The organism is Acaryochloris sp. IP29b_bin.137 (assembly GCF_028285745.1).
Lineage (GTDB): Bacteria > Cyanobacteriota > Cyanobacteriia > Thermosynechococcales > Thermosynechococcaceae > Acaryochloris.
This window is the reverse complement of record NZ_JANQOP010000270.1, coordinates 1-26423: the sequence shown is the minus strand read 5'-3', so window position 1 is coordinate 26423 and position 26423 is coordinate 1. Positions and strand designations below refer to the sequence as shown.

Here is a 26423-nt window from a genome sequence, read left to right as displayed (position 1 = left end):
AGAGTGCCCAATGACTCTACAGTGAAAGGAGATGTAGATTCTCAAAACCCTCAATAGGCTTGAATTCTAATAGACCCCAGAATCCGTTAGAACGAGAGTCAGACTGCTTGAGTAGGTCATAACCATTGAGATAGAACGCTTCTGGCAGTTTCGCGTATTAGGCAAAAGATCTCAAATGGATTCTATAAGGTTAGCTCAACGGTGATGCCCGCTAGGGCTGGGTTGGGATAGGTTCTAAGATAGACTTGGCTTATTTGCTGCAGCGCCTCGGAATAGCTAAAGGCATAGACCAATTTATCCCAGGTGGGGGTGGTGCTAAATTTAATGCCGTTAGCTTTAGCGATTTTGCGGCATTCATTATAGGAGCCATATCGACGAAGAAGTTCTTGCTTGTCGAGGCGTTGGGGAGCAGTGGCTAGCGCGGGCGATGCCTGGGACGCTTCTTGTTCCTGAGCAGGAATAGACTGGGTAACTGGATCGGGCTGCTTCTCTGCAGATGCCTTTTTTTCTGCAGTTGATGTATCCCCTGAGAGGAGGTCAGTAGCGGGGAAAGAAGCGGATGGCTTGCGGTTGGGAAGTTCCTGGCTGAGCGCAGGATAGGCCATGCCTGTCCCTAGCAATCCCATTACGCTCAAGCCTGCTGCTTGCAGTAAACGCCGTCGACTGGGGGCTGAAGCTTCACCCAGTTGACTCACCGCTTGTAGCGCCTCCTGGGCTGAAGGGTAACGATGACGATGATCTTGGCGGACCATGGTGTTGAGGACTTGGGCTAATTCAGGGCTAACATTGGTCTTATGTTGCCAGAGAAACTCACCTGTATCTGGGTCCGTGGGAAAGGCAGTTTTGGCCGGATCAATCCCCGTAAGTCCCCGCAGCGCAATCATACCTACTGCGTAGATATCACTATTCAGACGGGGTTTACCAAGGAGCTGTTCGGGGGGCATATAGCCTTGAGTCCCCACAATGGCGGTATAGTCTGCGGGTTGACGTTTTTTGACAGAACCAAAATCAATCAGCACGATACGTTGATCGCGATCGCGTCGAATCAAATTTTCAGGTTTAATATCCCGATGGATCACCTGTTTGCGATGCACAAATGCCAGGGTTTCCAGGATATCCTGCAAAAAGGCCACGGTTTTGGCCTCGGTCCAATGCCACCAAGTCAGCTCCCGACTCAGCCCCTGGCCCGTAATATATTGTTCGACTAAATAAAACTGTCGATTCTCTTCAAAGGAGACATAAAGCTGGGGGATACGGTCATGGTTTCCCAGCTTTTGGAGAACATTAACCTCCGTTTTAAACAGACGTCTGGCGGTTCTGACGGTGAAGGGATCATCCGATTTAGGTTGTAGCTGTTTAACAACACAGCGGCGGCGATCATCCCGCTGTAAATCCTTGGCCAAGTAGACTTGGCTAAATCCACCTGCGCCGAGATTCTTGATAATTTTGTAGCGATTGGCTAACGTGCTCATCCCTATGCCTGTGTGAGTTGTGCTTGTAAAACCGGACTGTGATGGGACCGTTCACGGTCACGGGTCCCGAGCTTCCCTAAGGCCAACCAATGCTTTGGAGATGAAGCTGTTGTCATAGGGAGCATTTTTGGGTGCAAGCTTAACGCAGGTGCCTGTCTGCCGGAACGATTTACAGCAAAACTTAACAGAGCTAGTAAGCGTTTTGGTGATTGAAGAAGACGAGGGCGGTACGGAGAATAATCTTGATATCCAGCCACAAAGACCAATGGTTTAAGTAATGGATATCGTATTCGACCCGCTTTTCCATTTTGTCCAGGGTTTCAGTCTCGCCTCGATAACCATTCACCTGAGCCCAGCCCGTAATACCAGGCTTCACCTTATGACGGAGCATATAGCCCTGAATCAGTTTCCGGTAATGTTCATTGTGGGCGACGGCATGGGGACGGGGACCGACTAAGCTCATGCGGCCCTGCAGCACGTTGATAAATTGAGGCAGTTCATCGAGGGACGTTCGCCGTAAAAAAGCACCGACTTGGGTCACGCGTGGATCATCCTGAGTGGCTTGGGTGACTTTTGCCCCATTTTCCATCACTTTCATAGAGCGAAACTTATAAACCACAATATTGTCGCCATTCAGGCCGTAGCGCTGCTGCTTGAACAGAACCGGGCCGGGAGAAGAAAGCTTAACGGCGATCGCAATCAGGAACATCAGGGGAGAAATAGCGATGGTAATTAGAGCTGCGATCGCAAAATCAATACTACGCTTCAACCCGGCTTGAATCTGGGAAAAGGGGATTTCCCAAACCGCAATCATTGGCAGTCCATCTAAGGTGTGAACCCGGGCCTGCATCAAGTTCAGCATCATCAAATTTGGGACAAAATAGACGCAAGCGGTCGTATCCTGCAGCGCCAAAATAAGTCTAGAAATCGCCTCTTCTTCGCTCAGCGGCAGGGTTAGGTAGACCACGTCAATCCGAAAACGGCGGACAAAATCAGGGAGTTCGTCCAAATAGCCAATTAACGGGTAACAGTGTTCAGTTCTTAGTCCGTTATCCTTATCGGCAAAGTATCCGCGGAACTTGATACCCATTTGCGGATTGTTATAGAGCCGATCAGCGACCTGCTGACTTACTTCGCCAGTTCCGGCAATGATAGCGGTCCGGCTGCCGGAGGCCTGAACTTGCTGTAGGGAACTGCGAGTGATGAAATGCATCAAACTGAGACACAGGGGTGATATCACCAACCATATCCCTAGTACTGGACTGAGAAAGTAGGATGTAGTCCGGCTGGGGATGCTGACAAGTAGCACTAGGGCAGCAATGACTCCCCAGCCTAACCATATCTTGGGGTAGTCCGCATCCCGCTGCACCTGATAAAGACCCATTAAACGGAAGGTAATGGGGACTAAAACCGCTAGCAATAAGCTGAAATAGAGCAGTGATTTTGTGATCGGAGGATTAAAGACAAACGTCATTCCCCATAAAAGACTGAGGATCACTAAAAGGTCTAAACCACCTTGTAGCTCAATAATGAGTTGGTGATGGCGGGATAGGACACCCGAGGGACTAAACTTAATCACTTTTCCTAGATCTGATGAAATGTTTTGTCTCGAATACTTTGAGTGTGACCCTGTTGTTCAGAGTTTTCCCTGCATCATCATGAATTTGACAGATTGTATAGGACTATTCAGACAACATAAATAACTAGGGCTCAAAAGCATTTTTACCTTCTATTCTTACAGCTTGCAGCCTAAGTTAGCAATCGTAAATCCACTGATTAGACTGCTAATTAATTTGCGTGCTCTTAACTTGGATAAATTATTTTTTGACCCAGGAAATCAAAGAAATTTAATAGATTTTTATCCGTAAAAATACGGACTCAATTGGCTTGTTTTAAAATGTATAAATCTATAGAAAATATAGTTCCGCGGTCAATACTAACTATGGGCTAAATACCAACGGATCGAACTTGTGATTTAGTCGCTGCCTTGCTTGCACAATGATCGATTCATGGAACAGCCTCAAGACCAGTTCGGTGCGCTTATTCAACAGTTTGAAGCGTTCTCTAAACGAAATCCACAAGGTTACCGTCTGCGAGTCGGTCTATATGCAGCATTAGGATATGCCTACATCTTTTTGATGCTGGCCGGACTGTTGGCGCTAATCGGGTTTATGGTTTGGCTGATGGTGATTAGCCAAAGCTTAGATTCCCACGCCATCAAAATCCTGATTGTGTTGATAGCGGTCACAGGTTTGATGCTGAAATCCTTATGGATTTCTTTTCCTAAGCCTGACGGGGTGACGTTAAATCGTCAGCAAGTTCCTCAACTTTTTGCCCTTGTGGATCAGTTGACCCAAAAGCTGCAAGCCCCCCGACTCCACAACATCTTATTGACTGCGGAATTTAATGCAGCAGTGGTCCAAGTCCCTCGCTTAGGTATTTTGGGGTGGCAGGAAAATTATTTGCTGCTAGGCTTACCGCTCTTGCAATCATTATCTTTGGAGCAATTTCAAGCCGTCCTTGCCCACGAGTTCGGACATCTATCGGGCAACCCTTCACGATTTGCAGCCTGGATTTATCGGATTCGCAAAACCTGGATGCAACTTTACGAGCGATTACATCAGAGGAGGCAGGTGGGCTCGGCGCTGTTCTTCAACACATTTTTGAAGTGGTACTGGCCGACCTTTAATGCCTATTCGTTCGCCCTTGCTCGCATCAATGAATACGAAGCGGATCAATGTGCCGCCCAGCTGATGGGTGCCCAAAGTATGGCAGAAGCCTTGATTCATATAGAAGTTAAGGCCAAATATTTAGATGAGTCATTTTGGCCGGGGGTTTATGACCAAGTGGGTCAGCAGCCTGATCCACCTAAGAATGTGTATTCTTATATGCTGAGATGTTTGTCCCAGACCGTTAATCTACAACAGGGTCAAAAGTGGTTACAGAAAGGGTTGCAGGAGCGGACCGATCACGAAGATCCCCATCCCTGTCTGGCAGATCGACTAGAGTCCCTCGGATACCAGATGTCCGACGCACACCCTCAATTTAGACTCGACCATCGCCAAACCAGTGCAGCCCAAATGCTGTTGGGCAATACGATTCAAGAATTTGTGCAACAGTTTGATCGAGATTGGTATGTTGCTGCTGCTACCCCTTGGCGACAACGCTTTGCTTATCTGGCCGATATGGAGGACAAGCTAGACGGCTTGGAGCAAGCGTTCAAGGCGCGTCAACTTACAGACCAAGAGGCTTGGGAACGCGCCTACTATACGCTGGAAGTCAAGGATGAGGATGCAGCACTGCCCTTACTGCAAGAAGTGCTAGAGAGACAACCTGACCATGCGGCAGCCAACTATGCCCTTGGCCAGGTACTGCTGAAGAAGAAAGATGCCGCTGGTATTGCTTGTATTGAAAAGGCGATTGACCAGAGAAACCATTGGGTGATCGATGGCTGTGAGTTGTTGTCCGATTTCTTCCATCAGCTGGATCAGGTTGAGCAAGCTCAAAAATACCTTGAGCGAGCTGAACGACATCAGCAACGCTTGCAAAAAGCCCGAACCGAAAGAGCCACAGTCTTTGAGCATGATCAATTCAAACCCCATACCCTAGATCAGGCTGAAATAGATGCCCTGATTCAACAGGTGCAGACCTATCCTCAGGTAAGAGAAGCCTATCTGGTCGAGAAAGTCGTTGAACTCTTTCCAGAAAAGCGGTTTTGCGTCATGGGGATTGTGTGCACACAAGCGTTGTTGGCCAGTGAAACGGCTGCGAAAAAATTAATTGAGCAATTAGTTAATCATCTGCAATTTCCGACAGAAGCTTATATCGTTATTCTGAACCATCCTCAGTCTGGGAAGCTAGGCAAAAAGATCTGCCAGATTGAACAGTCTCTCCTGTTTCGTCGCCAGTAGTTTGGTCCGAGTCTTCCCTCACTCTGAAGGGCTGCAGCGGAATCCTTTAAATGGACGCTAACCAATCATAAATTTGGTTGAGTTGTTCTAAACTGACGAGTCCGTACTGCCACAGAATAATGGGGATTTGGGGGGCGGTTTGTTCTTGAAACCGTGAAACTAGGGATAGAACATCCGGGGAGAGTGCCAATTCCTGTTGCAGATACTGAAGTAGTTGGGTTTGCCGATTCATGTCGAGAAGCAGGTCCAGACGGAAATGCAATAAGATGCTAACCATATTGGACTGACAATCTCAGACTAGCTGTGATGGAAGACCAGGGTATGGGTGATCCAGTGGCGTCCCTGCAGCATTTGGGGTGAACTATATCATTAGCCCCATTTTTTGGCCGTTATGATGGGCAGTTTTAATCAGATGTTGGCGACAAGAACGGTCTACACCCATGCGATCGCAAAACTGGTTAATCACTTGGATGTGAATCGCGATTGCTTTCCCGCGTAACCGAATAAAGCGTTGGTGGCCGAGAATATGATCTATTTGAATCACAAATGGTGCAAACATGATGGTTTCCTCAAATGGATTGCATACCTGCACTATCGCGTTCCTAAGTAGGACTCTCCAGGGAAGATCGGGAGCCTAATCAGGAACTTAATAAATCCAGGTGATCCGGATCAAATTCGGGTGTCGCGCTGTCATTGCCAATCATTTTGCTGATGATAAAGCTGAAAATTGGTGGAGGTCGTTGTCGGTTGGTGGGGGATTTAGAATAAAGACAGCAGCTATCCGCTGTTGGTCATTTGCAGTAATCTTCGGCAACTGAAAGGGAGACGGATATGGGGCAGTCTGCTAAATTTTGGGACAAAATTGCGGATCGCTATTTGAAATAGCCTGTAGCGGATGTAGGCGTACTTCCAACCCCATATAGACATCTTGGAGATTGGTTGCGGCACTGGATCAACTGCGATGGTGCATGGTCCTTATGTGAAACATATTTGAGCGATCGATTGCTCCAAGAATATGATTGACATCGCCCAAACGAGAGCAGCCGATCAAAATATCAACAACATCACGTTTGAACAAGCCCGTATTGACGAGTTGAACATCCCCGATCACAGCCTTGATGTTGTTACTCGGTCTGAGTATCCTGCACTTGCTGGAAGATAAGACAGCGGTGATGGCAAAGGTGTATGACATGCTGCAGCCTGGTGGTCTTTTCGTCACCAGTACGATGTGCTTGGGTGACACGATGGCCTGGTTTAAATGGATTGCCCCCATTGGTAAGTTTTTGGGATTTTCCCGTTGGTCAAAGTCTTTACGGTGCAAGAACTTGCAGATAGTTTAACGGATGCTCGTTTTGAGCTGGATTATCAGTGGCAGCCAGACAAAGGTAAAGCTGTGTTTATCGTGGCGAAAAAAGCCCCATAAGCCGCAGGGAAATCTGATCCAAACAGCAAGGGATTATGCAATTTTCCTACCCTGGATCGTGTAAACCAGGGGAACGTCTTGTCCTAAATGAGGCAGGTAAAATCTACCGGGTTCACGCTCTTCAATCCCCTCAAAACAAGGATAGGGGCTAAAAGGATACTCATTGATGCAACGAATTTCAATTCCGGCATTGATGAGAGCATTGATCACAGAGCTGAGTGGGTGTGCCCAAGTGATAAGCGTTGATTTTAAGTTGCCACTATTTTCTGTATAGGTGCCTTCTTCTTCAATATCTGGGTCAGATTGTTCAAAGTAGGAGTAACCCGCGATCAGATCGTAAACAGGATGAAATTCCGCCATATAAAAAGTGCCTCCCAAGGCTAAGTTAGCTGCAATAACTTCGGCCCATTGGCTCAGCTCAGGAAGCCAGCAAACCACCCCATAAGAGGTAAATACAATGTCATATAGAGGTTCTGCTCCTCGATCAAAATGATAAATATCCGAGCAGATAAAGGTTGCATCCAGATTAGCTTTTCGCTTAAGTTCCAATGCTTGACTAATGGCGACTGGAGAGAGATCGACCCCTGTGCAGAGGGCTCCCATTCTAGCCAAGGAGAGTGTATCTAACCCAAAGTGACACTGCAGGTGCAATAGTCTCTGTCCAGATAAGTTTGAGAGTTCGGCTAGCTCAATTTCTGTCAGGGATGACTTGCCAGCTAAGAACCCATCAACGTCATAAAACCGAGAGACAAAATGCACCTCCGCCCGCCGATTCCAAGATTCTCGGTTGACACTCAGGTAATCCATTTTTGCCTCCAAGATATCCACTTTAAAAATGGGTAGTTGTCCAACACTTCAGGCCGCCAAACGTCGACTAACTCGGGCAAACAGTTAGCTCATCGGATGAGATAAAACAAACATATATCGACGGAGTGCTTTAGGTGCTTGAGTCTTCGAGAAACGCACGAAACCACATCGAGTGTAGAAAGGGATTAGACCTTCGGTACAACGAACATAAATCTTCTGTTGAGCATCTTGAGCTGCCTGTTGGATAAGAGCACGCCCCAAACCCTGGCGACGATATTTAGGATTAATCAAAATATTGGTTAAGACGTATGCGCCCGCCTTTGGAGAAAGTTCTAGGCTACCTACGATTTGGTCATGCCAGGAAATAACCCAGGCTTTGGTGTTCAAGTAATGCTTTGTCCGCCACCCAATGGCACTGAAAAACAATATGACAAAGGGAGCGCTACTGAACAGCATGCTCACTCCGATCACCCAACTTATATGCCCCCACTGACTAGTCCATGACAATTCCACAGAACGCTTAGTGAGCCATAGTCCCAGCGCAAAGATAACTCCTGAAATTATCAAACCGATGAAACACTGTTGGAGAACCTTGCGATGATGAGCTTGATATTCAGCTTGTGTATACGGTCGAATGACATAACCTGATTGCATGGGTTTACTGTTCATATGCTGGCGACTAAAGACTCTGGTTGAGCGTCCAGGATAAGCTTCGCGAAGTTAAGTCATGATGCCAATTTCTACTCGTAACCTTTCCCCATTACCAGGGGTAAAAGAGTTGAGGAGGCTGATGCAGTCTCTAGCGGTATTGGATGCCATCTTGTCTCCCGATTGGGAGGATCGGTATTACTCTTTTGATGGCCATTGGAGCCAGAATGAACAACTCGGATCAATGCGCAACGGGAGTGGAGACTTTCTCTTTGAATTGTTTAATCCCTATGGCTGTTTTCTCAAAGGATTTGCGCATGAATCGGTGATGAGTCCCTATCGGACAGAACCCCCCAGGCTTTGGCCTGGACTTTTTGACGATGTCCCGCTTGAGTTCAAACCATGTCTAGATGAACCAGCTTTTGCAATCGAAGATACGACTTTTTGTGCCTGGTGTCAGACAACAGACTCGAAGTGGCTGCGGGGTTCTATTGACTTTCCAGAGGGTTCTGATCCAGATGGTTCTATTGAGCTACTCAAAATATTTGATCATCAACCCAACACTTATCAACAGTGGGCTCAAGACTATTATGAGTGCCCGGTTGACATTAACGCTATTCGGCAGATTTACCAACATCTACCCCTAACCCCCACCCTTATTCAACAGTTGAATCCTGTACTGTCGATTGCTGATTTGTTTGAAGATTTGCATGAGATTGGATATCCAGTGGCTAAGGTCGTTTGACTCGGTAATGGAGAGAACCACAACCCAATGAATAGGTATACCCTGGTGGTTGATAGAAGAAGTGCTATGGTGTGATGCCACAATCACCACAACGGCGTAGACGGGGTGTTGTTCTGACCAGCATTGGGTTAGAACGGTTGCGCGCCGCCATCCAAGACAGCGAAGCTCAGGACAATCAAGACGAACGTTACACGCTCCAAGATCTGAGTGACCGGACCCAATTAGATGCTAAAACCATTGCCAAGGTCCTCGATGGAGCAGTGGGATTAGATAAGCGCACCTTAACCCAATGCTTTGAGACCTTTGCCCTTACCCTACAGGCCGAAGATTTTCGTCGTCCCGAATCTGCGCCAGCCCAGCCGTCCACAGCCCCTCCTACCCAACAGATCGATTTGGGCGACGCCGTCGATATTTCCAGCTTCTACGGTCGGATTCAGGAATTGGCTACCTTAAGTCAGTGGCTGGGGACCGAGCGCTGCCGATTAGTGGGCTTATTAGGGATTGGCGGTATTGGCAAAACTGCGCTCTCCGTCAAATTGGTTAAGCATTTGCAGGCCGACTATGACGCCGTCGTTTGGCGGTCCCTTCGGCATGGACCGCCGATTGAGGATCTACTGATTGATCTATTGCAGTCCCTAAAACCTGGAACAACAACGATTAATCAGCTGCAATCCTTACTCTCTCGATTGATGACCTATCTGCGCCAGCATCGCTGTCTCTTGGTGTTAGATAACTGGGAAACCCTGTTAGCCAGTGGGGCGGGGAGTGCCCATGCCCATGCAGGTCAACATAAACCAGAATATGAAGGGTATGGTGAGTTGTTGCGATCGCTCGGTGAAACGCCCCACCAAAGCTGTCTGATCCTGACCAGCCGAGAGAAACCCGCAACCTTAGCAGAACTAGAAGGTCCTGTTGTTCGGGCCTTAGCCCTACATGGCTTGGAACCCGAAAAAGCGATTCCTCTGCTCACCCAAAAAGGATTAAGCGGTGACCCCACCGCTTTTCAACAGCTCATCCAGTTTTACGAAGGTCACCCCTTGGGACTCAAAATTGTGGCAACCGCCATTCAGGACATTTTTGCTGGGGATATTCAAGCCTTTCTGGACGAAGGGATAACCGTGTTTAACGGGTTGCGGATTCTGCTTGATCAGCAGTTTCAGCGCTTGTCCCTACTAGAACAGGATGTCATGTATTGGCTAGCCATCAATCGAGATCCAGTCACCCTAGCTGAACTGCGGCAAGATTTACTTTTTCCAGTCCCCTTGCCCAATCTACTGGAAGCGATGGAGGCCCTACGGCGACGGTCCCTCTGTGTCGTGACCCAATCGGGCGGTGAGGTGGGCGTCCCTCAATTTACCCTGCAGCCCGTATTGATGGAATATGTGACGCAGCGGTTTATCGAGATGATTCGCCAGAACTTTGTGGATCCAGACTTAACGGTGCCCCCTAATGCTGGACCACTGGCCTATTTCCACAGTCATGCTCTCCTGAAAGCCCAAACCAAAGAGGGGGTTCGCCTGCAGCAGCGGCAGTTCATTCTGCAACCCGTGCTCAATCAACTCTTGGTGGAGTTCCAAACACCATCAGCCATCGAATCCCGATTGCGAGCTATTTTGCTCCAGTTAAAACAGCGAACAGGCTATGCGGCTGGCAACTGCCTTAACCTTCTGGTGCAATTACAGGTGGATTTAGCCGGTTTAGATCTCTCTGAGTTAGCCCTTTGGCAAGCGGATTTGCGCGATACTGCTTTGCTCAAGGTGAATATGGCGGGAGCTGACCTCAAAGGTACGGCTTTTGCCAATGCCTTTCCCCAGGTGGTGACCGCAGCGTTTAATCCCCAGGGAGACCAATTGGCGACAGGCCATTTTGCCAATATGATTTTTTTGTGGGATGTCCGCAACCCCAAGCAACGAAGACAAGCTGTGGGCATGTTGCAGGGGCATACCAATAATGTCTGGTCTGTGGCGTTCCATCCCGATGGCACTCGCCTAGCCAGTGGCAGTGAAGATCAAACCATTCGCCTGTGGCAGGTAGATACCGAGCAATGCCTGCGCATCTTCACCGGACATACCGACTGTGTGCGGTCTGTGGCTCTGCATCCCGATGGTCAGCGATTATTGAGTGCGGGGGAAGATCGCACCTGGCGGGTGTGGGATTTGGCAACGGGGGATTGTCTGCAGGCCGTAGAGGGGCACGAGCAGGGAATTTGGTCGATTGCCCTCAGCCCTAATGGTCAGATTCTCGCCAGTGCCAGCCATGATGCCACGGTCAAACTGTGGAATGTGGAAACGGGACAATGTTTATGGACCCTCAAAGGCCATACGGATTGGTTACGGTCGGTGGCCTTTAGTGGGGATGGTCAATGGTTGGTGAGTGGGGGTTGCGATCGCACCCTTCGGATCTGGAAAGTCAGCTCTGGTCAATGCATCCAAGTTCTTCAACCCCATAGCCAAGCCATTTTTGCCGTATCCTTTTTGCCCCACAGTTCCACCATCGTTAGTGCTGGATTAGACTGCACCATTTGTCTGACGGATTTGGACACCGGAGTCTGTCAGCGTCGCCTGCTCGGCCATACAAGCTGTATTTATGCCTTGGCCTGCCATCCCCAGGGACATTTATTGGCCAGTGGCGGCGATGAGCCGATGATTGGCTTATGGGATGTGGGGGGACAAGCCCTCCAAATTTGGCGAGCCCAAGTGAATAGTATCCTTAGTCTTCGGTACAGTCCAGGCGGACAAACTCTGGTGAGCAGCAGTACTGACGGGGCGGTTCGTTTTTGGCAGGTGGAAACGCAGGAATATAAAACGTACTGGCAACATCAGGGGTGGGTGTTTGGGCTGGCATTCCACCCCCAGGGAAATCTCGTGGCAAGCGCGGGTAGCGATCAGCTGATTCGCCTGTGGGATGTGGCATCAGGCAGTGTGATCCAAGTCCTGATGGGGCATCGCGCCACCATTTCAGCTCTTGAATTTAGCCCTGATGGGCAGCAGCTCGCCAGTTGCAGTTGGGATGGAACTTGGCGGATTTGGGATCTATCCACTGGACAAGATGTGCAAGTGATGCCGGGTCACTTTCTTAACAGTGTAAGTTGGAGCCCCGATGGGCGGCAGGTGGTGCTGGGGTCGTTTGAAGCGGCTGTGCAGATTTGGGATGTCCCGTCTGCCAGTCTCACCAAGACGCTGGTTGGCCATCGTTTTTGGGCTTGGTATGTGGCCTGGAGTCCTCGATGCGATCGCATTGTTTCTGGGGGAGCGGATCAAGCGGTGCGGGTCTGGGATGCCGAGTCCGGTGAATGCTTACAGGTGCTGAACGGACACCGAGACTGGGTGATGGGCGTAGCCTTCAGTCCCAACGGTCAAACCTTAGCGAGCTGCAGTAAAGATGGAACGACGCGGTTATGGGCTGTTGAGTCCGGCCAATGCCTGGCAGAGTTAACAGGACATGTTAGCTGGGTGACAGCGTTGGCCTTCAGCCCTGATGGTCAAACCTTGGCAACAGCGAGTAGTGAGTTAGAACTGAAGCTTTGGCATCCTGAGCAGCAGGAATGTCTGAACACACGGCGGGCAGATCGGTTATACGAGGGCTTAAACCTTGCCAACTGCCAGGGGTTAACACTGCCTCAGCAAGAAATGCTCAAATTTTTGGGGGCTACCCACAACGTAAGTGGATAAGCGTTAGAGTTCAAAATCCTCTTCAGACATGATGATTTAGCTAGTGGTGTCCCCCGTTTCCCCTAAGAGTTGTTGAATAGCAGTATTTAGCTGATCTTCATTAATGGGTTTTTTGAGCCTGGGCACATGGTCTAAGGCCTCTGGGATGGTAAATTTGGAATCATAGCCAGTGGTAAAGAGAAACGGTATTTGCCGCTTCAGCAATTGTTCAGCCACGATAAAGCTCTTCTCTTCTTTGAGGTTAATGTCTAGAATGCCGAGGATGTATTCCTCTTGCCTCAAGAGTTTAAGGGCCAGTTTAACTCGAGGGGCAGTATCTACCCGGACAAACCCCAACCCCCCCAAACTGTTTTCCATCTCTAACGCCAACAACATATTGTCTTCAACCAGTAGAACACGACCGGAAGCAGGATCTGACTCTTCTATCTCTGGCGAAGGCGGGCTGGATGTGTTCGGTACATCCGATTCACCAGTCTGGAAGAGGATTAGTTCTGTGGGTAACCAGAAATCGACTTGTACCCCTGAGGCTGGGAATCGAATGTTGGCCTCCCCCTCAAACTCAAACGGAATTGCTCGTTCTATCAGCGTGCGACCAAACCCTCTGCGCTTAGGTGGAAAGACGGCTGGCCCATTGGATTCTCGCCAATAAAAGGCAAGGCCTCCGTCTTGTTCCATCCAGCGAATATCAACTTTTCCGGTGGGAATGGATAACGCACCGTACTTTGCAGAATTGGTAATCAGTTCATGAATCACCAAGGCAAACATGGGTACAAAATTGGCCTTAAGGCCCACGTTTATGCCCGTCATGCTAACTTGCCGTTCTGCTTCCGCCAGGTAAGGCCGCAGTTCTGTCGTTAAGAGGTTGTGGAGACTGGGCCATTCTAGGCTATGTCCCGCCACTAAATCATGGGCATACGCCAAGGCAGCAATTCTGCGGTCTAAAAGAAGCGTATACTCTTCGATGGAAGTCGTCGAGTGGCGAGTCTGGCGGGAGATCGAGCGGATTAGGGCCAGAATATTTTTGACGCGGTGGTTGAGTTCGGCGATGAGTAAATCTTGTTGTCGCTGTTGTCGTAACCACTCCTGCTGTTGAACTTCTCCTTGGCTGATGGCCAACTGCATAAGGCCAGTGCGCAGTTCTAGAGCAACTTCCGATTCTAGACTTGACCAAGGCTGACATTGCCCCGCGATGGTTTCCCGATACTCAGCAAAGGAGGCACGGGGCCGCAATCTTGGTCCATTGGGGCCTTCAACAATATCTTTTTCAGGAGACCCTGCCCATCGCACTTCATAGATCATCTCATTGCGAAAGAAGATGACGAAGACTTGGTCACTCGGAGATAGCCCTAAACAAAGTGCACCAGCGGTTTTATTCAATTGATTTGGATTAGAGAAATTCAGCTGGGATAGGTTTTCGAAAGGCACTAAATCAGGACTTGGATTGGTTTGCACCTGTTCCACCAGTTCTTGAATCAGGCCGAGGGCAGGGACATCTCCAAAGGTTTCAATTTCATGCTGCGCAATAATGGCTAGACCATGGGCAGAGAGCATGGTGCACAGTTGTTGACCTAAGCCCTGAACAGTTTGAGTAAAACTGCCACTATTGGTGAGTGCTTGAATCACTTGGGTGATAGCGGAGGTGGTTCGTTTACGAGCGTTAAACCGTTCTTCTTCTAACACCTGTTGAAACTTGAGAGAAAAAAGTTGGCCGAATAAATCACAGGTGGACCGGAAATCAGGGGAGAGTAGCTTGGCACTTTTGTGGTGAAAGGCAAATAAGCCCCAAAGCCCCCTACGGACGATAATTGCGAGATTCATGGACGCCTGCACACCCATGTTGGCTAAATATTCCAAGTGAATGGGAGAAACGGCCCGAACTTGAGTGAGAGACAGATCAAGGGGATCGGCATTCGGATCGGCGGCGATCAGGTCAGCCAATGGGGCATGGATATCTGCGATCGCACGAATCGGCATTTTCAGCGCAATGGCCCGCACCTGCTGAGGAATATCTGAGGCCGGATATCTGAGGCCAAGATAAGGCTCTAAATCGTCATCTAGCAAGGCTTCGGCCACAACTTCTCCCGCCCCATCCGGTAGGAACTGATAAGCCATAACGCGATCAAATCCGGTGAGCCGCTGTAAATCTCTAACTGCCATTTGCAACAATGCAGCCGTTGCTGTTTCGTCTTGTAGACGAGCTAGCAATAATCTTGCCTGAGCAAATGCGGTTTGATTGTGGTGATCTTGCGGAGAAACAGGCTCTACTTCAATCAGAAAATGGGGCCCACAGCGATGAAGACTGATATCCAGGTTTTGGTGATTGAGCAGATAGGTCCCCACCCGTTCTCGCTGAGACTCAATGGTGGGATGACCCGCGACATTCCTGAGATTATGGATCACCCGTTCTGAAAGTAGCGTACTGATCGATTGGCCTAAAGCCTCTTGGGCAGAAGTTCCCAGGAAATCGCCAATATTACTGGAAACATGGGTGATAAGCTCAACGTGCTTGTCAGTCGCAATCAAAGCGCCAAAGGATTGGATGCAACCCGGAATGTGAATGGGCTCGCGCTCACAATTGGAAATCGCTAATTCTCTAATTTCCATACCTCACCTAAATGCATGAACAACATAGGAGAGAAGGGCAATCTTCAAGTTCCCTTGAATGGCTGTTTTCTGATCAAAGATGAAGAGATTCATGTTTGCCTAATCACCAACCTAGGGTATTAGGTAGCCTATCGCCATCATATAGGATTTGGTGATGGACGAAATTTAGCCTGTTGGATATCTTGAACAATCAGATTCAATTCACGGGATGGAGTTTATTCCCTTGTGGGGAGCATAAAACGCCAAATTGGAGTGTATTTAACTGTTCACAACATTAGCAACATTTTATCTATATCGATGATTGAGTAAATCTTTCTCTAATGACAGGCAGTTAACAGTATTAGCACTTATATCTTTGGCTTTGTAAAAATGTAGTTTCGATAAGATTGACCTTATTAATTAAAAATTTCCCAAAAAGATAACCTGTCCTGGTCAGGATTAGCCTTTCTTCTTGGGTTAGAGGAAACATGATTAGACCTCCATAAGGAGTGATATCTACCGCTGAGAGCTCTATTAGGCTGTTCTCATATCCCTTACATCTGTAGCACTATCTAAAATTTTGGCTGGAACAACGATATTGGCTGAATCTGCCCCATAAAGCAGATGATGGCCTAACTTAGAATCGAATGTCATTGACATGCACCCACTTTAATTCCTATAGACCTTAAAGATACGTGGGATTACTGAAGCTTTTGGCCATCTGATGACGGTATAAGGAGTTTAGTTCTTCACCGCTTATCCGTACGACCGCGGAAAGAGTCTTGAACTGACTTAGGTCAATTGTCGGCTTCTTCTAATCGAGAATTTGGGAATATGCATACCGCTCATCGTAATATCTTAATCATTAGTGATGACGAGCAAGATGTGGAAATCATCCGGGAAGCACTCGGTAAAAACCATGATTTCCCAATCGACCTTTTTCATTGTTTTACCCTTGCTGAAAGTATTGAGTTTCTGCAGTCAGGTCTCCCGATTGATCTAATCCTGCTTAATTTATGCATCAACGGCACAGAGGGATTGAAACGCTTTGATCAGATTCATCAAGCTTTCCCCTCCATTCCCCTGATTATTTTGAGCGAAAATATCGATGAAGCAGTCGCTCGCCAGGCAATGCAAGCAGGAGCCCAAGACTATCTGGTCAAAGGGCGCTTCACCCACAGCCATCTGTGCCGCTCGATTCAGTATGCCCTTGAGCGTCAAGGGTTACTCTGCGAGTTAGAGGCCAAGAATCGTGACTTACAGTCTCTGTCAGCACAGCTCGAAGCTGTGCATCAGCGGTTGGAGTCGTTGTCAACGATAGATGGTTTGACACAGGTGAGTAACCGTCGCGGGTTTGATGAAACCTTCTTATCGGAATGGAATCGGCTCTGTCGAGACGTTCATCCGCTAGCGTTGATTCTGTGTGAAGTTGACCACTTCAAAGCCTTTAACGATACCTATGGATACTCAGTGGGAGAGGATCGCTTGCGGGACGTTGCTCAAGTGATTGCCAAGATTGCCAAACGCCCAGCTGACTGTGTCGCTCGATATGGCGGTGAATCGTTTGCCATTATCTTACCCAATACCGACTTGGAGGGTGCCACTCAGGTTGCTGAAGCGATTCGCAACGCGATTGAAGCCCTTGCTATTCCCCATGTTGCCTCCTCAACCAGTGATACAGTGTCAGTGAGCCTGGGGGTTGCCAGCCAAGTTCCCGATGAAAATGTAGCGCCGTCCATTCTGATCGAGGCAGCTGATCGAGCATTGTACGTGGCTCAGCAACAAGGTCGCGATCGCATCCAAACCCACCAAAAAGATTGTTCTGCTCTGGAGTCCAGGCGGACTTTAGAATTAGCCGACCGTTTACACAACGCCCTTGACCAGAGACGGCAGGGAAAGCAGAGGATGGACTCTGGGGCCTTATTTACCTCTTAATAATGGCTTCTGAGCGGCTTCTGAGCAAGGTTGACACCACCAAGGCTTATCCGAACATCATGCTAAACAGAATTGGTGCTGGTTTTTGCCGCAGCAATCAGGAACTTTATGGTACTGGATGACTTATTCCTATAAATAAAAATTGAAGTGTTTCTTAACGCTCCAATAGGTATTTTTACCAACAGAGACTAATCCAGGGAAGTCTTAGACTGACTTAATCTAAGACTTATATCAATTACTTTACAAAAGTTTTGAAATTGTCCATGAAGGGGCAAATTAATTTTAGTTCGGTTGAACAAAAGCGTTCTCTTTCACGTCTCAATAAATGAACAGCATTCGTATGATTCTGCAACGGAATCTGAGTTGTAAAATCGACGCTTTTCATGCCTGCAGACGTCCATCCATTTTTCAAACAAGACGGTCATTAGACCAGCCTTATTCAATACCTGCCTCCCCTCTCGTTGGATACGTTTTGTGCGCCCAAGAATGAGTAACCCGCCCCCCTCAAATCAACCCAGCCCCTCTGCCCCTCAACCGTCATCCTCACATCTGCGAACGCTGCCTTTCCCCGCTCTTGTGGCTTTGCTCGCCTTGGGATTCGGTTTAACCAGTCTGTTTCTAGCTTTAAGGCATCCTTATAGCCCTTTCTTTATCAGCTTCAACGGTAAAACAGGGGGGGCCGATATTGCTGAACATCACTCTGAGATCCCTCGTCCCCCTATACAAATTCAGCCCACGAATACCCCTCAATTATTGTCCTTGGTCCTTCATGAACGACCAACTGTAGCGTCACCGTTGGAGGGGTTTTGCCATCCGCTCTGGGGGCAGGGGGAATTGAGCCAAGGGATTCGAGGACGCACCCATAACGGACGGATGGAATACGCCTACGATTATGCAGCAGGGATTGGCACGCCTATTTATGCCATGCGGGCTGGTCGAGTCATCAGTTTGCAAGATAAGTACCCGGATTGGGGAGGCGGTAAAGAGCAGATCCACCGCTTTAACCATGTGTGGTTAGAACATGAAGGCGGGTACCGCTCTGCCTATGTCCACTTACAGCAAGGATTTCGCCAACGCGTCAATCTCAAGATTGGGGATCAGGTTAAAGCAGGCCAGATTATTGGCTATAGCGGTAACTCCGGCTGGAGTAGTGGTCCTCATCTCCATGTTGAGGTCCATCGTGCTGATGAGCGATATCGGTTTACCCAAACGGTTCCCTTTGCTATTTCCAGCACTTGCAGTCTGGGTCGTCAAGCCACAGATCTCACCCCTAAATCGTCGACAGTTGAGGACTCGCAGTAACTGCAGGAGCTGGGGTTTGGCTAATCGCCAGGATTTCTCTTCTAGCCCACTGATCGGCGGCCAGAATGTCCTCAAGGCTGGGCTGCAACGTGTTGTGCGATGTATAGCGATCGCAAGCCGTTTCAATCACTTTAGGAATATCTAAAAAGCTGATTTTCTCCTCTAGGAACAGGGCAACCGCCTGTTCATTGGCCGCATTCATCACGGCTGGCATTGCTCCACCCATCCGGCCGACATCATAGGCCAATTGCATGCAGGGATATTTTTGATGGTTAGGGTCGCGGAAGGTCAGATCCCCAGACTTCACCAGATCGAGCGGTTCCCAATCGGTCGCTACCCGTTCCGGCCAAGACAGGGCATACAGAAGCGGTAAACGCATATCGGGCCAACCCAGTTGGGCTAATACCGACGTATCTTGCAGCTCAATCAGAGAGTGAATAATGCTTTGAGGGTGGATAACAATATCGATGTGGTCGTAATCCATACCAAACAGATAATGGGCTTCAATCACTTCGAGCCCTTTGTTCATCAAAGTTGCCGAATCGACGGTAATCTTTTTCCCCATCGACCAATTGGGATGTTTCAGGGCATCAGCAACGGTAACTTCTGGTAATTTCTCAACGGGCCAATCCCGGAACGCTCCGCCAGAGGCAGTCAGGATAATTCGACGGAGGCCGTCTGCAGGCACCCCTTGCAAGCATTGGAAAATGGCAGAGTGTTCGGAGTCAGCCGGTAAAAGCTTGACCCCATGTTTCTCGACTAACGGTAAAACGACCGGACCTCCGGCAATCAGGGTCTCTTTATTGGCAAGGGCAATATCTTTGCCAGCTTTGATGGCGGCAATCGTGGGCAGGAGACCGGCACAACCAACAATCCCGGTGACAACGGATTCAGCATCGCCGTAAGCCGCCACTTCAACGACGCCGGCTTCGCCCGCTAGTAGTTGGGGTTGGGAATCAAGATCAGCAATGGCGTCTTTCAGCTCGGGTAGTTGATTCGGATCAGCGATGGCAACAATCTCGGGGCCAAACTGCCGGATTTGCTGTGACAGTAGCTCAATATTGCGGCCCGCAGCCATCCCCACAATTCGGAACTGGTCAGGATACTGAGCGACAATATCCAAGGTTTGGGTACCGATGGATCCTGTTGAGCCAAGAAGAGTAATTGCTTTCACAGTTTCTTAATCATTGCGGGTCCTTCCTATCTTACTAGGTCAATGGACCTCTGCGGGAGAGGGGCAGGATCGCTCCATGCAGCTCAATTAGCCTGAGAAGAGATGCGTTTGAGGACAAATTGGGCAACTCCAAAAAGAATGATTGTTTCACCCAACAACTCAGCAAACTCTTCCAATGTAATTCTGAGAGGTTCTACCCAAAACGGTAGGCTCATGTTTTGCTCTGTCAAAGTGAGCGGGGCTCCAGGAGAGAACCCAGTGTGTAAATTCTCCTTAATAAGTTCGGCACCAAATCCACCGAGCAAGAAGATACCCAGTCCGATCAATACCCACAACACGATGGGGCGATGCTCCCGCCACAACCGATCTAGATCGCGCCAGCATATCAGTGGAATGGCGATTAGTATCGTTATATAGATACCCTTCCAGTTGTATTGATTCAATTGCAAGTGGAGTTTGGTGAGTTCGTCAACCGCACCGTAGAAGCACAGTGAGGCTAGAGACAGAGGAAGTAGCCTGGAAAGAGGACGTTGGATTCGATTTCGAAAGATGAGTAAGAGTAACGCCAGCAAACCAATGGTAAATAAGGCAGCGGCCTGCATCAAAGATGGCAAGGATCTCAACCCATTCCAATCTAGCCAAGCAGGCATGGATTGCTGTCGCCAGATGGTGATGAGGTAGGCTAGGGCCAGCCCAACTTCTAAGCCAATCAGACACCATAGCCCAATGCTCAGGTGTTTGGGGAGCCGTTTGATAGGGGCGATCATGATCAACAAATCTGGATTGTTTTGCTCAAAGATTTATGCCGGAGCAAAAATGGGTTATCCAAGCTAGAGATAGCCCGTTAGGTGTTCAAACCCAAGTGGGGAGCAACAGGAAGTTGAAGACAAGGCCCAGAACGATGAAAAAGCCGCCAAAGATAAACGACCAGAACCGATGATAGCTATTGATGACGCGTCCACCTTCAGTTCTGAGTTGGATTAGATCCATCCAGGGGGCAATACTGCGGCGAAACCATCCCGTAGAACCGACCTGAGTATCAATCAGATCCTTGACCTGAGACATGCCAAATAGGAAGTTGCCAATTGGACCAAAGCGGGAGGAATAGCGGAGGAATAACATGCCGCTTTTGTCTTGCAGTTTCAAATCTGAGCCAAATTTGTAGCCTGCATCTCCCCGCCCAATCAGTCGCCCGTCCAGCCTGACGGGCTGTCCTCGTAGGGGGCTAGCATAGGGATCAGACATAAGGGTGAGAACATCGCGTTGAGGAGCTTGGCCGAAGTTAGGATACATAATGAAAGTCTTGGCTAGAATGCCTAAGCCCAATCCGATCAGCATGAAGGTAATGGGATTCGTTCCGGCGGCCAGTCCTAAAATAAGTCCCCCTGCTAGGCCAATAAATTCAGCCCCATAGAGCAACAGATCCAGAAAGAAGTGGCTATAAAGGCGCTGCTTATTCAAATGTCGGCCTTCCCCAACCACTCGGCCCATATCAAACTCAATGTCCAGTCCGAGCTGTTCCGCATAGGTGCTCAAGGCCCGAACGCGCTTGCCCGTCAGGGGGTGGGTTGACTGTAGCTCCATCCAAAAAGCCCAGGGGTTAAATAAGTCCCATAAAAAGACGCGGCCAATTTTACTGGTGTCAGAAGCCACTCGATAGGCAGTTCCCGAGGAAGTGGCGGCCTTGGCATCGTAGATCCCCAATGCCCGAGTTCCTTCCAACAAGCGGCTGGGCTCTTTGGACCGCTGCCCTTCCTCAACAATCCCGTAGGCAATTTTGACCAATGCCCGCGATAAGGCATTTGGGTTTCCGGTGACTTCGGCGGCAAAATGGTCGGCAAAATACTCCCGAGTTCGAGATAGATATAAAACGAGATAAGTGCCAATGATATAGAAAACATAGGCTGCGATCGCAGCGGCTTGCAGCGCATCTTTTCCTTTACTACTTCCCCCTCTGCGACCCGCCCGATGAGCAAAGGTATAAATCAAATACGTAATTTGCACTAGGGTGGAGGCCAAGGTCATCACCGCAAAATCCCAATGGACGATATGTCCAAGTTCATGGGCATAGACCGTTGCAACTTCGTCTTCATCCAGGTAAGTAAATAATCCGCGGCTAACGACTAACCGAGCACTGTTGGGGAGCGAGCCATAGGTAAAAGCCGTCGGATTCTGATCTTCAATAATGCCTAAGCGAGGCATCTTGAGCTTCTTCTCTGCACAAACGCTTTGCAGAATTTGGCTGGTCTCGGGACTGAGATGTTCGAGCTCTCCTAGGGTGATCCAATGGGTGCCATACAGCCACCGTTGCGTCCAATCCATCAGCCAAGGGGATAGGAAAAATACCCCCGCATTGATGATTAACGTCAAGACAACAGAAGCCCCTAATCCCAGGGCTGGATTCTCACTTTCAGAAATAAGAAAGACGCCCATCACCAGGACCAGCACCATCCCAAACAGGAGGCTAACGGTGACCCCCGAGGCTAAGCTCAGATTTCCACCGATCCCGGCCATCGCTAGCTTCATGCCCATCGCGGCTCGCGTTCTTTTGGAGGGAGTTGGGCTCGGAGGATCGGCAGGTGCGGTTGCGGCAGGTGCAGTTGCGGCAGGGATACGTTTGTCTTGATCTTGCCGTAATTGAGGTAAGACCTGAGTGGCCCATTCCTGAACTTGGGCAATCGGACTGGAGGCCAGGGGTTGGCAAAGCATCAGTGCCTGTTCGAGTTGCCCACAGCTTTGATGAGCCATGATCAGATACATTTGGGCCTGCACATGGATCGAACTACCGGGCGTCGCCGCTTGCCACACCCGTTCTAAAATTTGGATGGCTTGGGTCTGTTGACCTTGTTGTTGAGCAGCTATTCCAGCTTTGAGTTCTTCCTGTAGAGAGGCCATGAACAGCTCCTTGTTCTGTTGACTTTGTATAAGTACACCGAGAGTTTGAATGAGACTCAAGCTTATCAGCATCCACATCAAATGAGGTGTGATGCAACTCCTAGTCAAACCAACGAAACGATGTCAATGTCAGCTAGCTGGGTTAGGAGTTATGCTTTGTATCTCAATCCTAGTCATCCAAGGGGCAATCAGCCAGATCCAGCCTAGAAATTCTTAACGCTTGCCCTCAGGAACTGTGCCTAAACCCTTTACCAACAACCGTTTGCACAAGCTGTAGGGCTGAATCTATGCGGGTTGCAAGTCCGGGCGGGGGGTTGAATCGGCCAGTCGTGCCACCAGGGTGACGTTAAATTCAGCCTCAAAACAGGCTTTTTTCAGGTCTAAACTCCATAATTCTAGGGCACAATCATCGTCTGCCTGGCTGGCTTGGAGATGGAGAATGATGGTATTGGCTGGATCGATATCACAGTGGAGCGATTGGATCGCGCCAATTTGCCGTCGATCCAAGGCAACGGCTAATTTGAGAATGGCACTGAGCTGGTCGACCATCTGACGCTGGGTCCGATTGGCTAGGTTTTGATAATTTTCATGCTTCTTTTTAGGGGGCCCTTTACGGTGATACCGCGCGAGGTTAGCGATAATTTCGACTTCAGCATCGGTATAACCCAGCAGCCCCCCGTGCCGGATCAGGTAATAGGAATGTTTATGGTGAGCCGAATGGCTGATGTAATGTCCACAGTTGTGCAAAATAGCGGCGGCCCAGAGCAAATGACGCTCATCCTCCCCCCAGGGATGAAGAGAGCCTTGGGTTTGGTCAAATAGTGCGACGGCAAAGTCAGCGATGCGCTCTGCCGAGGCCAGATCAACCTGATATTGATGGGCTAGATTGATCACGCTCCGCTCTCTGACGGAGCCTTGATAGCGGAGACGATCTTCGATTAACCCCTGTTTCATCATCCAATCGACGACAATTCCCTCGCGCAGCGCCCGCTCGCAGGGGGTAATGGCATCTAAATTCAGCAACGTCATGGCCTCAGCCAGAATCACGGCTCCAGATAAGATAATTTCTGCCCGTCGCTCGGTCATTCCAGGCATTTTGCAGCGTTCTTCGTAGTTGAACTTTCGCAATTTGTGGATCAGTTCATTCAGGTCATCCAGGATCAGGACATGGCCATGGAGGGTGGTGGGACAGGCTCCCATTACCTCGCAAGCGTGCAGTTTAAGAATGCTTTCAATGGTGCCAGATGTCCCAATCAGGGTGGGATGTTCGCCGGGGGAAAGCTGCGATCGCAATTCTTCAATCGGCCATTCCAACGTGCCACGAACAAAAGCCTGTAAGCGCTCAAACTCCCGAGTACTCACGGGATCCGTGGTGATAAACTCGTCCGTCAAACGTACGGCTCCCACCTTGGTACTGCTCAGGGAACGAGGATCTTGGCCATTCCCTAGAATAAGCTCCGTTGATCCGCCCCCAATATCAATAATGATGTGGGGGCTATTGTTAAATTCAATGCCAGATAAAACCCCAAGATAGATGCGGCGGGCTTCTTCTGGACCCGAAATCACATTGATCTTGAGACCTAGTTCGGATTCTACGGCCCGGATAAAGGCGCGACCATTGACCGCTTCTCGTACGGCGCTGGTGGCAACGGCTTGGATTCGCTCAACTTTGTAGGCCTGGGCTACTTCTTGACATCGACGGAGGGCGGCAATAGCTCGTGCGATCGCATCCGCATGTAACGCACCGGTATCCTTACTGCCTTCCCCCAAGCGAACCGTGCTTTTCTCGGTATCGATAATATTAAACGCCGGAATCTCAGGGTTGATCTTCACCACAACCATATGGATGGAATTGGTTCCTACATCAATAGCAGCAATGGTTTGCATGGCTGGTTGAGCCCTAGGCTGATTCTGCTACAAACTGTAGGCGGTGGTGGGGGCAATGGTCAACGGTGATATTTGCACCAAAAAATGCTATGGCCAACGGGATTTGAAGTGGCAGGATTTAGGCCTGTTTAAATCTACAGGCAAGGGACTCAACCTAGCTCTATTGAAAATGCATCCAAGGCATTTGAGCTTGCTTGGTCACCGAGATTAAATAATCTAGGAAGGTTTCAGCAACTACCGAAAGATGTTTCCCCGATAAATAGGCAACAGACCATTGCTGCTCAATCGGAAAATGCTCAACATCCAGAATGGCTAAATCCGTGTACTCTCTGCCGTTCAGGGAATGCCGCGATAGAACGGAAATCCCTAACCCCCCTGCGATCGCTTGCTTGATCGCCTCATTACTTCCCAACTCCAGTTTGATTTCTACCTGAACCTTATGCTGATTGAATAGGGCCTGGACGGCTTGACGGGTGCCTGACCCTGGCTCCCGCATAATAAAGCGCTCATCGTTTAGAACAGAGATGTCGATATTCTTTTGACCTGCCAGGGGATGGGTCGGTTGGGCGACGACCACGAGTGGATTTTTAATGACCGGTTGGACCCGAAGATCAAGATTTTGGGGTGGATGACTCAGAATATATAAGTCATCCTGGTTCTCCATCATCCGCTTTTCGAGCTGCAGATGATTGGTAATCTTGAGGGAGATATCGATACCCGGATACTGGTCGCAGAAATTGCCCAAAAGCCGAGGAACAAAATACTTACAGGTAGTCACGGTCGCCAAATGTAATTTGCCCTGGGTCATGCCTTGCAAATCACTGACAATCATCTCGAATTGATCGAGTTCTTCAAAAATAGCCTGGCACGTTGAAAATAACCGATTGCCCACTTCCGTCAGGTAGAGCTGCTTCCCAAGTTTTTCGAACAGGGGAAAGCCAATGGTCTTAGAAAGCTGTTTGATTTGAATTGAAACCGTGGGTTGAGTCAGATAGAGTTCTTCGGCGGCGCGGGTAAAACTGCCATGACGGGCAGCTGTTTCAAATACTTTCAGTTGATGTAGAGTCGGCTGCATTGCGATCGTACAGAGGAATGTTGTATAGACTTCAATCGCTGTCTGTCCCTATTGTAATAGATTTTTGTCTATTTATTCGCCGAGTTCAACCTTAAACCAAGATAAGACGCAGACCGTAAAGACCCAGTAAAAAAGGGATTAGTAGACAATTAAGCGGTATAGTCATCCCAGGAGTCTTTTGCAGATTGCAAAATCAGCGTCTTCTGCTTACTATTGGCAATCATTAGGGAGACCCAAGTTGCCTTCTAAATCTCCGAAAACCAAGGTTGTCGCCGTTCTCAATGGCAAAGGTGGGGTTGGCAAAACCACTACCGCCGTCAATCTCACGGCAGTATTTGCTGAAGGGAATAAAGTTCTTCTAATTGATGCCGACCCACAAGGTTCCGCAACCTGGTGGACCCAACGAGACACCAATTCCCTCAAGTTTCAGGTTCAGTCTGGAACCAGTGCCAAAGAGCTAAAGGATTTGCGCCGCTCCAGTAAGCAAGAACTCGTGGTCGTCGATACGCCTCCCGGCCTGGAATCCGAGATTTTGAAAATGGTCATCCCTGTGGTTGACTATTTAGTGCTTCCTACGCCTCCTGCGCCCATGGAAATTGCCGTATTGATCGAAACGGTCCGTTCCTTGGTCAAACCGTCGGGTGTAGCTCATCGGGTATTACTGACTAGAGTCGATCCTCGCAGTTTGCGGGAAGCCTTAGATGCACAAAATACGTTGATGGAGTTGGGCATTCCGGCTTTTCATGCTTTTGTACGGAGTTATAAGGCCCATGAACGGGCCGCCTTAGAAGGACAACCCATTACACAATGGAAAGGGAAATATAGTAAAGAGGCAAAAGCAGATTATTGCCGCGTTGTTGATGAAATTAAGCGGGATTGGGAAAGTTAATGGCTA

18 protein-coding genes and 1 pseudogene are annotated in these 26423 nt (G+C 49.0%); 7 read left to right on the top strand and 12 right to left on the bottom strand.

Features of this window, described 5'->3' with window-relative positions; all coding sequences use genetic code 11:
* Positions 1–182: 182 nt before the first annotated feature.
* Together Q0991_RS19275 and Q0991_RS19270 are read right to left on the bottom strand one after the other, a co-directional pair.
* A complete protein-coding gene (locus tag Q0991_RS19275; protein ID WP_299491562.1) occupies positions 183–1472 on the bottom strand; it encodes a serine/threonine-protein kinase in 1290 nt (429 codons plus the stop codon).
* Between the two features lie 190 nt (positions 1473–1662).
* Positions 1663–3051, bottom strand: a complete 1389-nt coding sequence (locus tag Q0991_RS19270) for an undecaprenyl-phosphate glucose phosphotransferase (RefSeq protein WP_299491559.1) — start codon at positions 3049–3051, stop codon at positions 1663–1665.
* 430 nt (positions 3052–3481) lie between these two features.
* Here Q0991_RS19270 and Q0991_RS19265 point away from each other — a divergent pair, with 430 nt between their 5' ends.
* Positions 3482–5383, top strand: a complete 1902-nt coding sequence (locus Q0991_RS19265) for a M48 family metallopeptidase (RefSeq protein WP_299491556.1) — start codon at positions 3482–3484, stop codon at positions 5381–5383.
* 46 nt (positions 5384–5429) lie between these two features.
* Here Q0991_RS19265 and Q0991_RS19260 read toward each other — a convergent pair whose 3' ends face one another.
* Complete coding sequence (locus tag Q0991_RS19260; RefSeq protein ID WP_299491553.1) at positions 5430–5660, bottom strand: DUF2949 domain-containing protein; 231 nt, start codon at positions 5658–5660, stop codon at positions 5430–5432.
* A gap of 84 nt (positions 5661–5744) precedes the next feature.
* The gene (locus Q0991_RS19255) at positions 5745–5942 is read right to left on the bottom strand and encodes an electron transporter (RefSeq protein WP_299491550.1); all 198 of its coding nucleotides are present in this window, start codon (positions 5940–5942) and stop codon (positions 5745–5747) included.
* 272 nt (positions 5943–6214) lie between these two features.
* On the opposite strand from Q0991_RS19255, the pseudogene Q0991_RS25270 reads away from it, so the two are divergent.
* Positions 6215–6806: pseudogene (locus tag Q0991_RS25270) on the top strand (class I SAM-dependent methyltransferase).
* A gap of 33 nt (positions 6807–6839) precedes the next feature.
* Here Q0991_RS25270 and Q0991_RS19240 read toward each other — a convergent pair.
* Together Q0991_RS19240 and Q0991_RS19235 are read right to left on the bottom strand one after the other, a co-directional pair.
* Positions 6840–7613: a class I SAM-dependent methyltransferase gene (locus Q0991_RS19240; RefSeq protein ID WP_299491541.1), complete on the bottom strand. Its 774-nt coding sequence runs from the start codon at positions 7611–7613 to the stop codon at positions 6840–6842.
* Positions 7614–7697: 84 nt separating this feature from the next.
* On the bottom strand, positions 7698–8000 hold the full coding sequence (locus Q0991_RS19235) for a GNAT family N-acetyltransferase (RefSeq protein WP_299491539.1): 303 nt from the start codon (positions 7998–8000) through the stop codon (positions 7698–7700).
* Between the two features lie 340 nt (positions 8001–8340).
* On the opposite strand from Q0991_RS19235, the gene Q0991_RS19230 reads away from it, so the two are divergent.
* Positions 8341–9006, top strand: a complete 666-nt coding sequence (locus Q0991_RS19230) for a hypothetical protein (protein ID WP_299491536.1) — start codon at positions 8341–8343, stop codon at positions 9004–9006.
* A gap of 74 nt (positions 9007–9080) precedes the next feature.
* The gene (locus tag Q0991_RS19225) at positions 9081–12677 is read left to right on the top strand and encodes a WD40 repeat domain-containing protein (protein WP_299491532.1); all 3597 of its coding nucleotides are present in this window, start codon (positions 9081–9083) and stop codon (positions 12675–12677) included.
* A gap of 36 nt (positions 12678–12713) precedes the next feature.
* On the opposite strand, the gene Q0991_RS19220 is transcribed toward Q0991_RS19225, so the two are convergent.
* Positions 12714–15281, bottom strand: a complete 2568-nt coding sequence (locus tag Q0991_RS19220) for an HWE histidine kinase domain-containing protein (RefSeq protein ID WP_299491530.1) — start codon at positions 15279–15281, stop codon at positions 12714–12716.
* An 813-nt stretch (positions 15282–16094) separates the two neighbouring features.
* On the opposite strand from Q0991_RS19220, the gene Q0991_RS19215 reads away from it, so the two are divergent.
* Positions 16095–17195, top strand: coding sequence for a diguanylate cyclase (locus Q0991_RS19215; RefSeq protein ID WP_299491528.1), 1101 nt, complete (start codon positions 16095–16097; stop codon positions 17193–17195).
* A 486-nt stretch (positions 17196–17681) separates the two neighbouring features.
* Positions 17682–18497, top strand: coding sequence for a M23 family metallopeptidase (locus tag Q0991_RS19210; RefSeq protein WP_299491526.1), 816 nt, complete (start codon positions 17682–17684; stop codon positions 18495–18497).
* On the opposite strand, the gene dxr is transcribed toward Q0991_RS19210, so the two are convergent.
* From dxr to Q0991_RS19185, 5 genes are all read right to left on the bottom strand, one after another.
* Positions 18466–19671, bottom strand: coding sequence for a 1-deoxy-D-xylulose-5-phosphate reductoisomerase (gene dxr, locus Q0991_RS19205; RefSeq protein WP_299491523.1), 1206 nt, complete (start codon positions 19669–19671; stop codon positions 18466–18468). The genes Q0991_RS19210 and dxr overlap by 32 nt on opposite strands.
* Before the next feature lie 83 nt (positions 19672–19754).
* Positions 19755–20438, bottom strand: a complete 684-nt coding sequence (locus Q0991_RS19200) for a hypothetical protein (protein WP_299491520.1) — start codon at positions 20436–20438, stop codon at positions 19755–19757.
* Positions 20439–20523: 85 nt separating this feature from the next.
* On the bottom strand, positions 20524–22566 hold the full coding sequence (locus tag Q0991_RS19195) for a zinc metalloprotease HtpX (RefSeq protein ID WP_299491517.1): 2043 nt from the start codon (positions 22564–22566) through the stop codon (positions 20524–20526).
* Positions 22567–22851: 285 nt separating this feature from the next.
* Positions 22852–24453, bottom strand: coding sequence for a Ppx/GppA phosphatase family protein (locus Q0991_RS19190; protein ID WP_299491514.1), 1602 nt, complete (start codon positions 24451–24453; stop codon positions 22852–22854).
* Positions 24454–24613: 160 nt separating this feature from the next.
* Complete coding sequence (locus Q0991_RS19185) at positions 24614–25528, bottom strand: LysR family transcriptional regulator (RefSeq protein ID WP_299491511.1); 915 nt, start codon at positions 25526–25528, stop codon at positions 24614–24616.
* Positions 25529–25766: 238 nt separating this feature from the next.
* Here Q0991_RS19185 and Q0991_RS19180 point away from each other — a divergent pair, with 238 nt between their 5' ends.
* Entirely contained in the window at positions 25767–26417 is a 651-nt protein-coding gene (locus Q0991_RS19180; RefSeq protein ID WP_299491509.1) for a ParA family protein, read from the top strand.
* Positions 26418–26423: the final 6 nt, after the last annotated feature.

Excerpts from the sequence above, each read along its gene's own strand:
- Q0991_RS19255 (WP_299491550.1), bottom strand. The coding sequence starts at position 5,942 with ATGTTTGCACCATTTGTGATTCAAATAGATCATATTCTCGGCCACCAA.
- Q0991_RS19260 (WP_299491553.1), bottom strand. The coding sequence starts at position 5,660 with ATGGTTAGCATCTTATTGCATTTCCGTCTGGACCTGCTTCTCGACATG.
- Q0991_RS19225 (WP_299491532.1), top strand. The coding sequence starts at position 9,081 with ATGCCACAATCACCACAACGGCGTAGACGGGGTGTTGTTCTGACCAGC.
- Q0991_RS19240 (WP_299491541.1), bottom strand. The coding sequence starts at position 7,613 with ATGGATTACCTGAGTGTCAACCGAGAATCTTGGAATCGGCGGGCGGAG.
- Q0991_RS19275 (WP_299491562.1), bottom strand. The coding sequence starts at position 1,472 with ATGAGCACGTTAGCCAATCGCTACAAAATTATCAAGAATCTCGGCGCA.
- Q0991_RS19190 (WP_299491514.1), bottom strand. The coding sequence starts at position 24,453 with ATGCAAACCATTGCTGCTATTGATGTAGGAACCAATTCCATCCATATG.
- Q0991_RS19215 (WP_299491528.1), top strand. The coding sequence starts at position 16,095 with ATGCATACCGCTCATCGTAATATCTTAATCATTAGTGATGACGAGCAA.
- Q0991_RS19210 (WP_299491526.1), top strand. The coding sequence starts at position 17,682 with ATGAGTAACCCGCCCCCCTCAAATCAACCCAGCCCCTCTGCCCCTCAA.
- Q0991_RS19230 (WP_299491536.1), top strand. The coding sequence starts at position 8,341 with ATGATGCCAATTTCTACTCGTAACCTTTCCCCATTACCAGGGGTAAAA.
- Q0991_RS19185 (WP_299491511.1), bottom strand. The coding sequence starts at position 25,528 with ATGCAGCCGACTCTACATCAACTGAAAGTATTTGAAACAGCTGCCCGT.
- Q0991_RS19195 (WP_299491517.1), bottom strand. The coding sequence starts at position 22,566 with ATGGCCTCTCTACAGGAAGAACTCAAAGCTGGAATAGCTGCTCAACAA.
- Q0991_RS19265 (WP_299491556.1), top strand. The coding sequence starts at position 3,482 with ATGGAACAGCCTCAAGACCAGTTCGGTGCGCTTATTCAACAGTTTGAA.
- Q0991_RS19200 (WP_299491520.1), bottom strand. The coding sequence starts at position 20,438 with ATGATCGCCCCTATCAAACGGCTCCCCAAACACCTGAGCATTGGGCTA.
- Q0991_RS19220 (WP_299491530.1), bottom strand. The coding sequence starts at position 15,281 with ATGGAAATTAGAGAATTAGCGATTTCCAATTGTGAGCGCGAGCCCATT.